Genomic DNA, 15,057 nt, shown 5'->3' on the forward strand with positions numbered 1-15,057 from the left:
CAGGCATCAGGCCGCCGGCCGGGTTTGGCGCAACGGCAGTTGCACGCGGAACGTCGTACCGAATCCCGGTTTGCTGCTGACGGAAATGTCACCGCCGTGTTTTTTCACGATGCCATACGACAGGGACAGGCCCAGGCCCGTCCCCTGGCCGACCGGTTTGGTGGTGAAGAACGGGTCGAAGATTTTCTGCAGGGTCTCGGGGGCGATGCCCGAACCGGTGTCGGCCACTTCGATGATTGCCGTTTCGCCCTGCACCCCGGTGCGCAGGGTGATGGTGCCGCGCTCCGGGCCCATGGCCTGCGCCGCGTTGACCACCAGGTTCATGATGACCTGATTGATTTGCGAGGGCAGGCATTCGATGTCCGGCAGCTCCTGATATTCCTTGATCACATCGGCCTTGTACTTGAGCTCGCTGGCGACAATGTTCAGGGTCGATTCGATGCCCTGTTGCAGATTGGCCCACTGCCATTCCTGATGGCTGTCGACCCGGGAGAAATCCTTCAGGTCCCTGACGATCTGGCCGACCCGAGCGATGCCTTCCTTGGATTCCCTGATCAGCACCGGAATGTCTTCGAGCAGAAAATCCAGTTCGAGGTCCTCGCGCAATTGCTGCAACTGCCCAGCCAGTTCGGCGGGCAGAGTTTGCCCGGCGGTGTGATAGGCGCCGAGCATGGCCAGCAGTTGCTGGAAATAGCCGTCGAGCGTGCCGAGGTTGGAGGAAATGAAACCGATCGGATTGTTGATTTCATGGGCGACGCCAGCGGCCAGTTGCCCCAGCGAAGCGAGCTTCTCCGATTGCACCAACTGGCCTTCCAGCTGTTTGCGTTCGTCGATTTCCCGCTGCAAGGCTTCGCTGGCCTGCTTGAACTGGGCGGTACGCTGATCCACCAGATGTTCCAGGTGATGCATTTGCAGCGACGCGCGCTCGGTCATCTGCCATTTGGTCAGAAGGGTGTTGGCCATCTGCTGGACTTCGATGTTGTCGAAGGGTTTTTTCAGAATCAGCAGCCGGTCATGGGCGTGCAGACGATCCAGCAATTCGTCCCAGGAATAGTCGGAATAGGCGGTACAGACCACCACCTGCAACTGCGGATCCCGCTGCCACAGCGCTTCGATGGTTTGCGCCCCGTCCCAGCCGTCGGGCATGCGCATGTCGACGAACGCCAGGGCGTAGGGACATTGTTCCTGCAAGGCCAGGTTGAGTTTGGCCAGGCCTTCTTCCCCTCCGTAGGCCGAGTCCAGTTCGAAAACCGCTCGCCGGGGTCTGGCGGTTTCGCCGAACAGCGCGGCTTCCATTTCGTCCATCTCTGCCGACTGCGCTGAAGCCGGGGCGAGGATCTTGCGAAAGTCTTCGTGGATCGACGGCATGTCATCGATCAGCAGAATGCGGCGGTTCGACAATTCGCTCATGCGTTCTCCGTTACCGCGATCAGCGGAATCTGCAAGGTGAACAGGGCGCCCTGGCCAGGTCCGTCGCTGTGGGCCGTGAGGTGGCCGTTCATCTCGATGGCCGCCAGGGCGCAACTGTGCAGGCCGAAGCCGTGGCCCTCTTTGCGGGTGGTGAAACCGTGGGCAAAGATCCGCGTCATGTTTTCCGGGGCGATACCTTCGCCATCGTCCTTGACGCTGATTTCCAGATAATTCCCGTCGACGATTTTTACGCCCAGGGTGATGGTGCGCGGGCGGTTGCTGAGGTCGGACATCGCGTATTTGGCGTTGCTGATCAGGTTGATCAGGATCAGCAGCAAACGGTGTTTGTCACCCATCACCTGCGGCACTTCGGCGTAGTCCTTGACCACTGTGACGTGGTGCCGGGTCAGGGCTCCGGCGTTCATGCGCAGGGCGTCTTCGAGCAGTTCGCTGATGTACAGCGGCTCGGTCAGGCTGCTGGCCCCGGCATAGGATTGCTGGGTGGCGACGATGTCCTTGATGTGATCGACACTTTTGTTCATCTGGTTCAGTTCGTCGACCATTTCCTGCTGTTCCTGGGCGATGGCAACGACCAGTTGATTGAGATAACCGGGCAGCAATTTGCCCTTGGGGTCTTCGCTGAGGAACTGGCCGAGGTCGTCGGGGTGTTCGTTGATCAGCTGCATGGCCTTGCCCAGCCCCAGGGTCTTGCTGCTGCGTAACTTGCGCGCGATCAGGTCGGAGGAAATGTTCACGCTGTTGAGCACGTTGCCGACGTTGTGCAGCACGTTGGTCGCGATCTCGGCCATGCCGGCCTGGCGTGCGGCGTCGAGCAGTTCGCTCTGGGCGTTCTTGAGCTCCCGGGTGCGCTCGTCGACCCGTTGCTCCAGCACATCGTTGGCGGTTTGCAGGGCTGCGTTGACCCGGTTGATCTCGGCGAAACTGCGGATCAGACGGATGGCCAGCCACAGCAGCGACAGCATCAGCAGGACCGAGAACAGCAGCAGATAGAAGTGATATTTCCTGTCGATTTTTTCGACCCGCTGCTGATCCCGGTTGAGCATGTTGGTGATGTTGTCCAGGCGCTCGGCCACCGGAACCGCCTCAATCTCCTCGAGCAAGCGGTTGACGATCGGCTGCTCGCGCAGGATCAGGCTGATGTGATTGCTCAGGATCCTGATCGGGGCTTGAAAGTCCTGGGGCAGGCGTTGCGCGTTCACCGCCAGTTTGTTCAGGCCCAGGACGATATCGGCGGCCTTGTCGTCGGAGGTGACCTGAGAGAACTCCAGTGCGCTGAGCAGCAGGTCATAGGTATCGGTGGCGATGTTCTGCACCTGAATCTTGTCGAGATCGGACAGGCCGGCCAGTTGTGCCTGAATGTCATCTTCGGCGGTCGGCAGGAACGCCAGGGAGTTGCGCAGCAAGGCGTTGTGCGACTTGAACTGCTCCACCAACCGGGTCTTTTCCTGCATCGCCTTGAGAAAACTCTCGTGGGCTTCGTCCCATTGTGTCGAGTCGTTGCGCCCGTGGCCGGACTCCATGGTGTCGAAGCGTTCCCACAGGCGGTTCATCTCGCTCATCGGCGAGACCAGCGGGTCGTAATTGTGGGAGATCGCCACCCGCGCCTTGAGGATTTCGTTTTCCCACAGCGAGTCCTGCTGCTTGATCTGGCGGATCAGGTCCCGGGACTCGGTGTAGGCCGTCGTCTGCTCGGTGCTGGACTTGAGGTAGAGAAACACCAGGATCGAGGCCAGCAGCACGGCGACGAGCCCGATCAACATCAGGCTGACACGGCGTGAAACCTTCATCATGGCTGGCCCTCCGGATGGCCGGTCAGGGTCTTGAGAAACAGGATGATCAGGGTCTTGTCTTCTTCGCTCGGCATGCGCCCCAACTGATACTGGAACATCACGTCCACGGCCCGTTCGAGGGTGGGCGCCGAGCCGTCATGGAAGTACGGTGCGGTCAGCGCGACATTACGCAGGCTCGGCACCTTGAACACGGCGCGGTCGGCTTCGTCGCCGGTCACGTTGAAACGGCCCTGGTCGGCCACCGTCGGGTTACCGCGATCGGCGATGTAGTCGCCGAACACGCCAAATTTCTGGAACATGTTGCCGCCAATGTTGACGCCCTGATGGCAGGCAATGCAGCCGTACTCCTTGAAACGCTGATAGCCGTATTTTTCTTCGAGGGTCAGGATATCGGTATTGCCCAGCAGGTACTGATCGAAACGGGAGTCGGGGGTCAGCAGCGTGCGTTCATAGGTGGCCAGCGCATTCTGGATATTGGCCCGGCTCACGGCATCGGGGTAGGCGGCACGAAAGCTCTGACCATAGGCTGCGTCGTCAGCGATCCGTTGCACGACGGTGTTCCAGTCGCTGCCCATTTCGTGGGGGCTGGTGATCACGACGTTGCTTTGTTCTTCCAGGGTTTCGACTCGGCCATCCCAGAACTGGCGGAAATTGAGGCTGGCGTTGAATACGGTTGGTGTGTTGACCGCCACCGGTTGCCCATCGAAGCCGTTGGAGAAGGCGCGGGTGTCGGCGCCGCTTTTATCCAGTTGATGGCAGCTGGCGCAGGACAGCGTGTTATTGATCGACAATCGCGGGTCATGGAACAACTGGCGCCCGAGCTCGACCCGCCTGGCATCCAGGTGCGGCTTTGGCGGCAAGGGTTTCAGCGGCTCGTCCAGCGGTGCGGCGATGGCATTTGCGCACAGACCGAGCAGTAGAACCAACGACCCCGGGCGATTCATGAAACACCCCACGTGCCAGGTTGAGCAGACTCCAGCAAACGGGCGAAGGCCTCTGCCGGCAAGGCCTTGCTGAAATAAAAGCCCTGGCCCTCCTCGCAGTGGTGAGCCCTGAGAAACTCCAACTGTTGTGCTGTTTCCACACCTTCGGCAATGACGTTGAGGTTCAGGCTCTTGCCCAGGCTGATGATCGCGCCGACCAGGGCGGCATCACCGCTGTCATGGCTCAGGCCGCGAATGAACGATTGATCGATTTTCAGCACATCGATGGGAAAGCGGCGCAGATAGCTCAAGCTGGAATAACCGGTGCCGAAGTCATCGATGGCCAGCCGAACCCCCAGCGCCTTCAGCCTGCCCAGCGCGTTCATCGTCGCGTCGACGTTCTGCATCAGCACGCCTTCGGTGATCTCCAGTTCCAGCAGGCGAGGATCCAGCCCGGTCTGTGCCAGCACCTGTTCGATGCCCTCGACGAAGTGCCGCTGGCGAAAGTCGATGGCCGAGGTGTTGACCGACATGCGGATCGGCGGCAAGCCCGCCTGTTGCCAGTCCCGGGTCTGCCGACAGGCTTCGCCCAGCACCCATTTGCTCAGCGGTACGATCAGGCCACTGTCTTCGGCCACCGGTATGAAATCCGACGGATAGACCCAGCCATGTCCCGGTTTTTGCCAGCGCACCAGTGCTTCGGCGCCGACCACCCGGCTACTGACCAGGTCGATTTTCGGCTGGTAATGCAGGACGAATTCGTGCCGCTGCAGGGCCTGGCGAATGCCCGTTTCGATGCCTTGCTGTTCCCGGGCACGCTGGTTCATCGCCTCGATAAAGAAAGCGATCTCGCTCGGCCCGGTTTCCTTGGCGTTGCGCATGGCCGTTTCAGCTTTTTTGATCAATTCGATGGCTTCGAACCCGTCGTCGGGATAGATGCTGATGCCCAGACTGGCCGTGATGCTCACGGGATGCCCGACAATCGTCTGTGGAATACGGATGGCGCCCAGCAGTTTCTCGGCAATGCTGCGGGTCTGCTGCGGGTGGTTGATGTCGCTGAGCATCACCACGAATTCGTCGGAGCCATAACGAAAAACCGAATCCGATTCGCGCACGCAGGCGAGCAATTGCTGGCCGACCCGTTTGAGCATCTCGTCGCCCGCTGGGTGGCCCAGGGCATTGTTGATGCGCTTGAAGCGATCCAGCCCGAGAAACATCACCACCAGTTGTTTGTCATGGCGCCGGCAGGCGGCCAGCGACTGAGTCAAACGGTCACCGAGCAAGGTGCTGTTGGGCAGGCCCGTGAGGCTGTCGTACTGCAACAGGTGCGAGACCTTGAGCAATTCATGCACGCGGGCTTCGATGGTCTGCTCGAGACTGAGCATCTTCAGCGCCGCGTCCTGGGCCAACTGCCATTTCCAGGTCAGGGCATTGGCCATCTGGCGGATTTCCAGGGTGTCGAATGGTTTTTTCAGGATCAGCAACTGATCGCCGAATTCCAGTCGTTCGGCCATGGCCTCCCAGCTGTAGTCGGAATAGGCGGTGCACAAGGCGATTTGCAGATTCGGATCGACCGCCCACAGTTTTTCGATGGTTTCCAGGCCGTCCCAACCGGGCGGCATGCGCATGTCGGTGAACGCGAGGGCATAAGGCCGGCCTTCTTCCACCGCATGCTGCACCAGTTTGAGCGCTTCCTGCCCCTGATAGGCGGAGTCGAGCTGGAACGTCAGGTGCGATGATTGCCGGGTGCCGAACAGCGTTTGCTCGAGCGTATCCAGGTCTGCTGCACCGCTGGTGTCCGGGGTCAGTATCTTGCGAAAGTCATCATGGATCGCCGGGGTATCGTCGACGATCAATATGCGCCGGTTGGTCTGGGGAAAAGGTGTTTTCATCCCTCATCCTCCCTGGGCAGCGGGGCAGTCGCGTTTCCGTCCTTCAGCAGGCGGGCTGCTTGCTCGGGGCTGACAGCTTCCCTGAAGCAAAGGCCTTGCACGTTTTTCAGCGGGGCCGAAGAGGTGAGGGCGTCATCTCGATCTGCGGGCTGGACGCCTTCGGCGCTGATGTCGATCGCCAGATCCCGGGCGAAATTGACGATCGCTCGCAGGGTATTGGCGCTGCCTTCATCCTGGGCCGCACTGTCGATCAGGGATTGAGCGAGTTTGAGGTGATTGACCCGGTAGGTTTTCAGGTAATCGAACGATGAGTATTCGGTGCCGAAATCGTCGATGGCGATCTTTACCCCAAGCTCACTGAGGCGCGGCAGCACATCGTTGTGGGTCCATTTGGTCTGGGCCAGGGTCGCTTCGGTGACATCGAAACGCAGATCCCACGGTGCCAGTTCCCAGCGGGCGGTGGTGCGCAGCACGTCATAGATGAGTTCCGGGCCGCTCTTGAGTTGCGCCAGGGAAATCCTGATCGCCATCACTGGAGGCGCCACTCCCTCGTTTTGCCACTGGCGCATCTGCCAGCAGGCGTGATCCAGTATCCAGCGACCGAGCGGGATGATTGCACCGGTCTTTTCCGCTGCCGGTACGAAGGCCGACGCTGGCAGCAGACCAAGCCGGGGATGTTGCCATTTGACCTGCGCGGCCATGCCGAGAATCTTGCCGCTGTGCATGTCCACTTCCGGCGTGTAGTCGAGCTTCAGTCCTCCCTGAGTCAGGGCGGTCATCAATTCCTCGGCCAGGGCCATGCGCTCGGCGACTTCGCGAGTGATTTGCTCGGAATGGAACTGGTACTGATTACGGCCCGTTTCCTTGGCGCGGTACAGCGCCATGTCGGCGCCAGCCAGCAGACTGTCGGCATCCAGACTGTTGGCGCGGTACAGGCAGATGCCGATACTGACGGAAATGCGCAAGGCATTGCCTGCCAGTTGGTAGGGCTCCAGAAGCGCATCGCGGATCTTGGTCGCGATGGCAGCAGACTGGGTCGGGTCGCTGACGTCCAGTTGCAGGATCGCGAACTCGTCTCCGCCCAGACGTGCGACCACGTCGTTTTCCCGCACATTCGATTTGATCCGTTGCGCCACTGCCTGCAACAACAGATCGCCGACCGGATGGCCGAGGGTGTCGTTGATCCGCTTGAAGTGATCCAGATCCAGGTAAAACACCGCAAAAGGTGCCGCTCCCCGACGCGCGGCGGCGAAGGCCTGATGCAGACGCTCGATCAGCGTGGCGCGATTGGCAAGTCCGGTGAGGCCGTCCGTGCGGGCCAGCAAGGCCATTTTCTCTTCGGCCAGCCGGCGTTCGGTGATGTCAAGAATGATCCCCTCGACTTCCAGCAGGCGGCCGTCGTGATCGCGCACCGGGATGTAGCGGTTTTCCACCCAGCGCCAGTCGCCCGCGCCGGTACGTAGGCGAAACTCGATGGAGGCGCCTTCGGCATGCCGATCGAGCACCCGGCCCATGGCGGTATCGACACTGAGCTGATCGTCCGGGTGAATCAGCGTCTGCGCCCAGTTGGCCGAACCCACCAGATCAGCCGCGACATGGCCGTAGCGGGTGATGTTGTGGGAGATGTACATCAGCGGAAACGACGGTTCACCGCGCAACCGGTAGAGGATGGTCGGACTGTTCTGCACGATGATGTTGGCGTCGGACAGTTCCCGGGTACGCTCCTGAACTGCCTGCTCCAGCAGGTTCATCTTCATGGCGGCGTCTTCGGTCATTTGCCACTTGACCGTCAGGGCGCTGGCCATCTGCCGGATTTCGATCGCGTCGAAGGGTTTTTTCAGGATCAGCAGGCGATCGGTCAGGGCCAGCCGCCGGTCGATGTCTTCCCACGAGTAATCGGAGTAGGCGGTGCACAGGGCCACCTGCAGCTTGGGATCGACCTGCCACAGCCGCTCGATGGTTTCCAGGCCATCCCAGCCCGGCGGCATGCGCATGTCGATGAAGGCCATGGCGTACGGGCGCCCGGCGGCGAGTGCGGCTTCGACTTTGTCCAGCGCTTCGCGGCCCTGATAGGCCGAGTCCAGTTCGAAACGGTCTTTCGGTGCGACGGGGGCGGAGGACGCATCGCCGAACAGCAGGCTTTCCGTTTCATCCAGGCTGTCGGCTTCAGCCGTGGCCGGTTTGAGGATCTTGGCGAAATCGTCATGGATCGACGCGGTATCGTCGACGATGAGCACGCGGCGGTTGGTGTGTCCGGGTTGCGCACTCATGACGCAATACCCGTGTGTTCACGCACATTCGTCATCGGGAGCATCCTTTTCCCCTCATCACATGCCTGCGCGCAGGCCGATGGTGTCGTCCAGCGACTTGAGCATAGTTGCAGGGGCGCAACTTCGCCTGGCGTGGTGTAACAGGGGATTTACACGAGCCCTGCGAAAATCATCTAGCCTGTGATTCAAGCGCAGGCAAGCAGGGGAGGTCTGCCGGCGCGTCAGTCATGTCCAACGTTTTTCACGAGGCTTCGCCATGGAAGAGCCGTCCGCCCCGATTTCGCCGCCCCGGCCCAAAGTACTGCTGGTCGATGACGAGGAACCGATTCTCAACAGCCTGCGCCGTCTGCTGCGCGGCCAGCCTTATGACGTCTTGCTGGCCACCAGCGGTGCCCAGGCGCTGGAAATACTCGAGCAGCAACCGGTGAATCTGGTGATGAGCGACGCGCGCATGCCCAACATGGATGGGGCCACGCTGCTGGCTCTTGTTCATGAGCGGTATCCGGCGACTGCGCGGATCATGCTCACCGGCTACGCCGACCCTTCGGCGATCATCAAGGCCATCAACGAAGGGCAGATCCACCGTTACATCAGCAAACCCTGGAACGACGAGGAAATGCTGCTGACCTTGCGTCAGGCCCTCGAGCATCAGCATCTGGCACACGAGCGCGAACGTCTGGAAAAACTGACGCGAGTGCAAAACGAACAATTGAAATTGCTCAACAGCACCCTGGAAAAACACGTCGCCGCCCGTACCGCCGAACTGCAGCAGACCGCCGACATGCTCGACCTTGCCTACGAGGAGCTCAAGCGCAGTTTCCTGACAGGCACCGAAATGTTCTCGTTACTGGCCAACCTGCGCCTGCCGCCGGCGAAGCAGACCAATCGGCAGATCATCGAGCTGGTACGCGGCTACTGCAAGATGCACCGTCTGGACGAAGCCGCCAGCCGCGACCTGACCATGGCCGCCGCGCTCTACAATATCGGCAAGCTGAGCTGGACCGACAGCATGATGACCACGCCGTCGGACTTGCTGCACAGCACCGAGCGCGACCGCTATCGGGCTTATCCGAAACAGAGCGAATCGCTGTTGATGACCCTGGACCCGATGAAGGATGCCGCGCGGCTGATCCTGCACCACCAGGAGCACTGGGACGGCAGCGGGTTTCCCGACCGGCTCAAGGGCGAGGCCATTCCCTTGGGCTCGCGGCTGTTGAAACTGGCGGTGGATTTTGTCGAGTTGCAGCGCGGGCTGATTCTCGAGCGGCAGATGAACAGCGATGAAGCCTTGCTGTACCTGCGCCAGTACGCCGGCAAACTCTACGATCCCGAGCTGATCGAGGATTTCATCAAGGTCTGCGCAATGGTCAGCGACATCACCCTGGCCGATCCGGACGTCAAGGTCATGGGCACCCGGGAGTTGGCGGCGGGGATGATCCTCGCGCGCAACCTCAATGCCGACAACGGCATGTTGCTGCTCAACGCCGGCAAAGTGCTGAGCGCTCCGCTGGTTGAAAAACTGATCAGTTTCGAGGCCATGGAGGGCGGCAAATACAAGGTATTCGTGAAGGTGCCGCAAGAGCCCGAGACGCCGCTCGCGGCCCAGGGTGGATGACGCTGGCGCGGCCGGCATGGGATCCTTGCGGCTTTTCTCAAGGCCGGTGGCTGACCCATGACTTCTGTATCCGCAGTTTCCCCCCGCATCATCCGTATCGCCGCCGCGCTGCTGATCGGTCCCGACGGCCAAACCCTGCTGGTGCGCAAGCGCAACACCACGGCGTTCATGCAACCGGGCGGCAAGATCGAAGCCCATGAACTGCCGGTGCATGCGCTGGCCCGTGAGCTGGAGGAAGAACTGGGACTGGTGATCGATCCGGCGCAGGCTAGCTTTCTCGGCCAGTTCTCGGCACCCGCTGCCAACGAGCCGGGATTCGTTGTGCAGGCCGAAATCTTTCAACTGACCATCGACGCCAGGGTGTCTCCGGCCGCCGAGATCGAAGAGGTGATCTGGATCGATCCGGCTACCGACGGCGATGTGGTTCTCGCCCCATTGACACGCGACCTGATCCTGCCGTTTTATCGAGCCTCGCTGACTGCGATCGCCTGATCATTCGTGCAAAGGACTTCGTCATGATCCCGCTTCAAGACCTGTTGATTTTCGCCGCCGCCGCACTGCTGATGGTACTGACGCCGGGGCCGAACATGATCTACCTGATCTCGCGGTCGATCTGCCAGGGACGTCGCGCCGGGGTGACCTCGCTGCTCGGCGTGGTGGCGGGGTTCTTCGTGCACCTGTTCGCGGCGGCCGCCGGTTTGACCGCGGTGTTTCTCGCCGTGCCGATGGCCTATGAAGTGTTGAAGTGGGCCGGCGCGCTGTACCTGTTGTGGCTGGCCTGGCAGGCGGTGAAGCCCGGCGCCCGCTCGCCGTTCGAGGCGCAACAGTTGCCGGCGGATTCTTCGCGCAAACTGGTCACCATGGGCTTTCTCACCAGTGCCTTGAACCCAAAAATCGCGGTGTTCTACCTCTCGGTATTCCCGCAGTTCATCACCCCCGAGCACGGCTCGGTGTTCACCCAGAGCATCATCCTCGGCCTGACCCAGATCAGCGTCAGTTTCAGCGTCAACCTGCTGATCGCGCTGTTCGCGGCGGGCATCGCGTCGTGGTTCGTCAACAACCCGACCTGGCTGGCGGCGCAGCGTTATTTCATGGGGTTTGTGCTGAGCGGTCTGGCCGTGCGGCTGATGCTTGAACAGCGCAAGGCCGCCTGAACATGTGGATCGAGCGGCTGGACGCCAGTCATGCGCTGGCCTATCGCGAATTGATGCTGGAGGCGTATGACCGGCATCCGCAGGCGTTTACCTCCAGTGTGCGCGAGCGCGCAGTGATGCCGCTGAGCTGGTGGGAATCACGCCTGACCAGCAAGCTCGACGCAGTGTTTGGCGCGTTTGAAGAGGGCCGCCTGGTGGGGATCGTCGGCTTGGCGTTCGAGCCTCGGGAGAAGGCCCGGCACAAGGCAACGGTGTTCGGCATGTATGTGTCGGCCGAGTTTCGTCAGCGCGGGCTGGGGCTGAAATTGATGGAGGCGGTGCTGGGGGAAGCGCAGCAGCATCCGGCGCTGAAAGTCATTCAATTGACCGTCACCGCCGGCAATGACGCGGCGTTTCATCTGTACCAGCGCTGCGGCTTCGTCCAGTTCGGCCTCGAGCCGATGGCGGTGCGGGTCGGCGAGGACTACTTCGACAAGATCCACATGTGGTCCCAGCCTTTCGTGCCAACCGCCAGTCTCAACGAACCGCGCTGACCCCATCCAGGGTCGAGAACGAGGTGTCCTTGGCCGTCAGCAGGAAGTCGCGCATGTACGGCGCGTCGAGCATGTCGGCGCGGATCGCCGCGTACAGCGTCGCAAACAGACCTTTCTCGCCCAGCCGCTTGCCCTTCACGTAACCGCGCGAGCTGTATTCATGCAGCGCCCAGTGCGGCATGCCGCACACGCCACGGCCGCTGGCTACCAGCTGCATCATCATTACCGTCAGCTCTGAGGTGCGCACCTGCGCCGGCTCGATGTCGGCCGGTTCGAGGAAGCGGGTAAAGATATCGAGGCGGTCACGTTCCACCGGATAAGTGATCAGGGTTTCGGTCAGCAGGTCTTCGGGGACGATGTACGGTTTGCTTGCCAGTGCGTGCTGGTTGGCGACCGCCAACATCGCCTCGTAGGTGAACAGCGGCACGTAGGTGATGCCGGCGATTTCCAGCGGATCGGACGTCACCACCAGATCCAGATCACCCCGGGCCAGCGCCGGCAGCGGTGCGAAGGAGAAGCCCGAAGCGAGGTCGAGTTCGACTTCCGGCCAGGCATCGCGGAACTGGTCGATGGTCGGCATCAGCCACTGGAAGCAGCTGTGGCATTCGATGGCCATGTGCAGTCGCCCGGCGGTGCCACCGGCCAGCCGTCCGATATCACGTTCGGCGGCTCGCAGCAGCGGCAGGGTCGCGTCGGCCAGTTGCAGCAGGCGCAGGCCGGCGCTGGTGAAGCGCACCGGTTTGGTCTTGCGCACGAACAACGGCATGCCCATGCGCTCTTCCAGCTCCTTGAACTGGTGGGACAGCGCCGACTGGGTCAGGTGCAGGCGGTCGGCCGCATCGACCAGGCTGTCGGCTTCACGCAGGGCATGCAGGGTTTTCAGGTGACGGATCTCAAGCACCGCAGGCTCCATGAGGAAAATTTGTGATCAACACGAAAAGGTTGAGTTTGTCTCATGTTGCTCTGGCTGTCGACAATGGCGCCATCTTTTACGCAATGGAGAACACTCGACATGGCCGTGGCACACACCTTGGGTTTCCCGCGCATCGGCGCCGACCGCGAACTGAAAAAAGCCCTCGAAGCCTACTGGAAAGGCGATCTCGATCAGGCCGCTCTGAATCAGGTCGGCCGCGAGCTGCGCGCCAGGCACTGGCAATTGCAGAAGGACGCCGGCATCGACCTGCTGCCGGTCGGCGACTTCGCCTGGTACGACCAGGTGCTGACCCACTCGCTGACCTTCGGTGTGATCCCCGAGCGTTTCGACGGTGTGCGTGACGAACGCGGTCTGCCAACCCTCGACACCCTGTTCGCCATGGCCCGTGGCGCCACGTCTTCCTGCTGCGGCGGCGAACACGGCAAGACTCAATACGCCCAAGAGTTGACCAAGTGGTTCGACACCAACTACCACTACCTGGTCCCGGAATTCACCGCCGACCAGCCATTCAAGCTGAGCTGGGAACAGCTGTTCGATGAAGTCGAAGAAGCCAAAGCCCTCGGTCACAACGTCAAACCGGTGATCATCGGCCCGCTGACTTATCTGTGGCTGGGCAAGGCGAAAGGCAACGATTTCGACAAGCTCGATCTGCTTGAGCGCCTGCTGCCGGTGTACAACGAAATCCTCGGCCGCCTCGCCGCCCAGGGCGTGGAGTGGGTGCAGATCGACGAGCCGATCCTCACCCTCGATCTGCCGCAAGCCTGGAAAAGCGCCTTCGAACGCGCCTATCACATCCTTCAGTATTCGCCGCTGAAGAAACTGGTGGCGACCTATTTCAGTGGTTTGCAAGACAACCTCGGTTTGGCCGTCGGCCTGCCGGTGCAAGGCCTGCACATCGACGCTGTGCGGGCACCGGATCAGCTCGGTCAGGTGCTCGATCGTCTGCCGACCTACAAGATTCTCTCGGTCGGCCTGGTCAACGGGCGCAACGTCTGGCGCTGCGAACTGGAGCAGGCGCTGGCGCAACTGCAACCGGCGCAGGAGCGTTTCGGCGACAACCTGTGGGTCAGCAGTTCCTGCTCGTTGCTGCACAGCCCGGTGGATGTCGAGCGTGAAGACAAGCTCGATCCGGAACTGAAAAGCTGGCTGGCATTCGCTGTACAGAAGTGCAGCGAAATCTCGGTGTTGCGTGATGCGCTGAACGACCCGCAAGCGCCGAACGTGCAAAACGCGCTGGCCGCAAGCCGCGCGATTCAAGAGAGCCGCGCCCGCTCGCCGCGTATTCACAAGGCCGACGTGCAAGCGCGGATCGAGGCGATCAATGCCAGCGACAGCCAGCGGCATTCGCCGTTTGCCAAACGCATCGCCGCACAGCAGGCGCGTTTGAAATTGCCGACGTTCCCGACCACCACCATCGGTTCGTTCCCGCAGACCGGCTCGATTCGCCTGGCCCGTCAGGCATTCAAGCAGGGCAAGCTGTCGGCCAACGACTACCACGATGCCATGCGCAGCGAAATCCGCCACGCGGTGCAGGTGCAGGAACGTCTGGGCCTGGATGTACTGGTGCACGGTGAAGCCGAGCGCAACGACATGGTCGAGTACTTCGCCGAACAGCTCGACGGTTACCTGTTCACCCGTTTCGGCTGGGTCCAGAGCTACGGGTCCCGCTGCGTGAAACCGGCGGTGATTTATGGCGACCTCAGCCGTCCGAACGCCATGACCGTTGACTGGATCAGCTACGCCCAGAGCCTGACGGACAAGGTGATGAAAGGCATGCTGACCGGTCCCGTGACCATGCTGATGTGGTCGTTCCCCCGCGAAGACGTGTCGCGCAAAGTCCAGGCGCAACAACTGGCGCTGGCCCTGCGTGACGAAGTGGTCGATCTGGAAAACGCCGGGATCAGGATCGTGCAGATCGACGAAGCGGCGTTCCGCGAAGGCCTGCCGCTGCGCCGTGAGCAATGGCAGGAATACCTCGACTGGGCGGTGCAAGCGTTCCGCCTGACCGCCTCGGGCGTGAAGGATGAAACCCAGATCCACACCCACATGTGCTACAGCGAATTCAACGACGTGATCAAGGCGATCGCCGACATGGACGCCGACGTCATCACCATCGAAACCTCGCGCTCGGACATGGAATTGCTCGAGGCTTTCGAAGCGTTCGACTACCCGAACGACATCGGCCCGGGCGTCTACGACATCCACTCGCCGCGAGTGCCGGACACCGCCGAGATGGTCAAGTTGATGAGCAAGGCCGTGAAACGCATCCCGGCGCAGCGGCTATGGGTCAACCCCGATTGCGGCCTGAAGACTCGCGCCTGGCCGGAGACCGAAGCCGCATTGGTCAACATGGTCGCGGCGGCTCGGCAGTTGCGCAGTCAGTTGGCGTAACGGCAACACCGAATGAAGCGTGTCGACCGCTCGGCACTCTTCATCAAACTGTCATCGAACTGTGGCAGCGCGCTTGAACAAACTTCATCAGACTCACGCTCTACTGGGGTTCTGCGTTTCGGTG

General features: G+C 61.3%; 11 protein-coding genes. 5 read left to right on the plus strand and 6 right to left on the minus strand.

The window, feature by feature from the left end; all coding sequences use genetic code 11:
- Nucleotides 1–6: 6 nt before the first annotated feature.
- Genes ACKUG4_RS26080 through ACKUG4_RS26100 form a run of 5 tightly spaced genes read right to left on the minus strand, consistent with a single transcriptional unit; the run spans nt 7 to nt 8,306 of the window.
- A complete protein-coding gene (locus ACKUG4_RS26080) occupies nt 7–1,410 on the minus strand; it encodes an ATP-binding protein (protein ID WP_445435133.1) in 1,404 nt (467 codons plus the stop codon).
- Nucleotides 1,407–3,221, minus strand: a complete 1,815-nt coding sequence (locus ACKUG4_RS26085) for a DAHL domain-containing sensor histidine kinase (RefSeq protein WP_445435134.1) — start codon at nt 3,219–3,221, stop codon at nt 1,407–1,409. Before ACKUG4_RS26085 ends, ACKUG4_RS26080 begins: the two co-directional genes overlap by 4 nt.
- Nucleotides 3,218–4,165, minus strand: coding sequence for a cytochrome-c peroxidase (locus ACKUG4_RS26090; protein WP_085647238.1), 948 nt, complete (start codon nt 4,163–4,165; stop codon nt 3,218–3,220). Before ACKUG4_RS26090 ends, ACKUG4_RS26085 begins: the two co-directional genes overlap by 4 nt.
- Nucleotides 4,162–6,036 carry a putative bifunctional diguanylate cyclase/phosphodiesterase gene (locus tag ACKUG4_RS26095; RefSeq protein WP_445435135.1) on the minus strand — a complete coding sequence of 625 codons (1,875 nt, stop codon included), beginning with the start codon at nt 6,034–6,036 and terminating at the stop codon, nt 4,162–4,164. Before ACKUG4_RS26095 ends, ACKUG4_RS26090 begins: the two co-directional genes overlap by 4 nt.
- Nucleotides 6,033–8,306 carry a GGDEF/EAL domain-containing response regulator gene (locus ACKUG4_RS26100; RefSeq protein WP_085610886.1) on the minus strand — a complete coding sequence of 758 codons (2,274 nt, stop codon included), beginning with the start codon at nt 8,304–8,306 and terminating at the stop codon, nt 6,033–6,035. The genes ACKUG4_RS26095 and ACKUG4_RS26100 overlap by 4 nt, the downstream gene beginning before the upstream one ends.
- 256 nt (nt 8,307–8,562) lie before the next feature.
- Between ACKUG4_RS26100 and nosR the strand changes: the two genes are divergently transcribed.
- Genes nosR through ACKUG4_RS26120 form a run of 4 tightly spaced genes read left to right on the plus strand, consistent with a single transcriptional unit; the run spans nt 8,563 to nt 11,608 of the window.
- On the plus strand, nt 8,563–9,921 hold the full coding sequence (nosR, locus tag ACKUG4_RS26105; protein WP_445435136.1) for a response regulator c-di-GMP phosphodiesterase, NosR family: 1,359 nt from the start codon (nt 8,563–8,565) through the stop codon (nt 9,919–9,921).
- Between the two features lie 57 nt (nt 9,922–9,978).
- Nucleotides 9,979–10,413 (plus strand): NUDIX hydrolase, encoded by a 435-nt coding sequence (locus ACKUG4_RS26110; RefSeq protein WP_085647241.1) that lies wholly within the window; start codon nt 9,979–9,981, stop codon nt 10,411–10,413.
- 23 nt (nt 10,414–10,436) lie between these two features.
- Complete coding sequence (locus tag ACKUG4_RS26115) at nt 10,437–11,075, plus strand: LysE family translocator (RefSeq protein WP_064599168.1); 639 nt, start codon at nt 10,437–10,439, stop codon at nt 11,073–11,075.
- 2 nt (nt 11,076–11,077) lie between these two features.
- On the plus strand, nt 11,078–11,608 hold the full coding sequence (locus ACKUG4_RS26120; RefSeq protein ID WP_085647243.1) for a GNAT family N-acetyltransferase: 531 nt from the start codon (nt 11,078–11,080) through the stop codon (nt 11,606–11,608).
- On the opposite strand, the gene metR is transcribed toward ACKUG4_RS26120, so the two are convergent.
- Nucleotides 11,592–12,509: a transcriptional regulator MetR gene (gene metR, locus ACKUG4_RS26125; protein ID WP_007953158.1), complete on the minus strand. Its 918-nt coding sequence runs from the start codon at nt 12,507–12,509 to the stop codon at nt 11,592–11,594. The genes ACKUG4_RS26120 and metR overlap by 17 nt on opposite strands.
- 111 nt (nt 12,510–12,620) lie before the next feature.
- On the opposite strand from metR, the gene metE reads away from it, so the two are divergent.
- On the plus strand, nt 12,621–14,933 hold the full coding sequence (metE, locus tag ACKUG4_RS26130; protein ID WP_445435137.1) for a 5-methyltetrahydropteroyltriglutamate--homocysteine S-methyltransferase: 2,313 nt from the start codon (nt 12,621–12,623) through the stop codon (nt 14,931–14,933).
- Nucleotides 14,934–15,057: the final 124 nt, after the last annotated feature.

Origin of the sequence: Candidatus Pseudomonas auctus, assembly GCF_048654275.1 — a bacterium.
GTDB classification, from domain to species: domain Bacteria; phylum Pseudomonadota; class Gammaproteobacteria; order Pseudomonadales; family Pseudomonadaceae; genus Aquipseudomonas; species Aquipseudomonas pharyngis.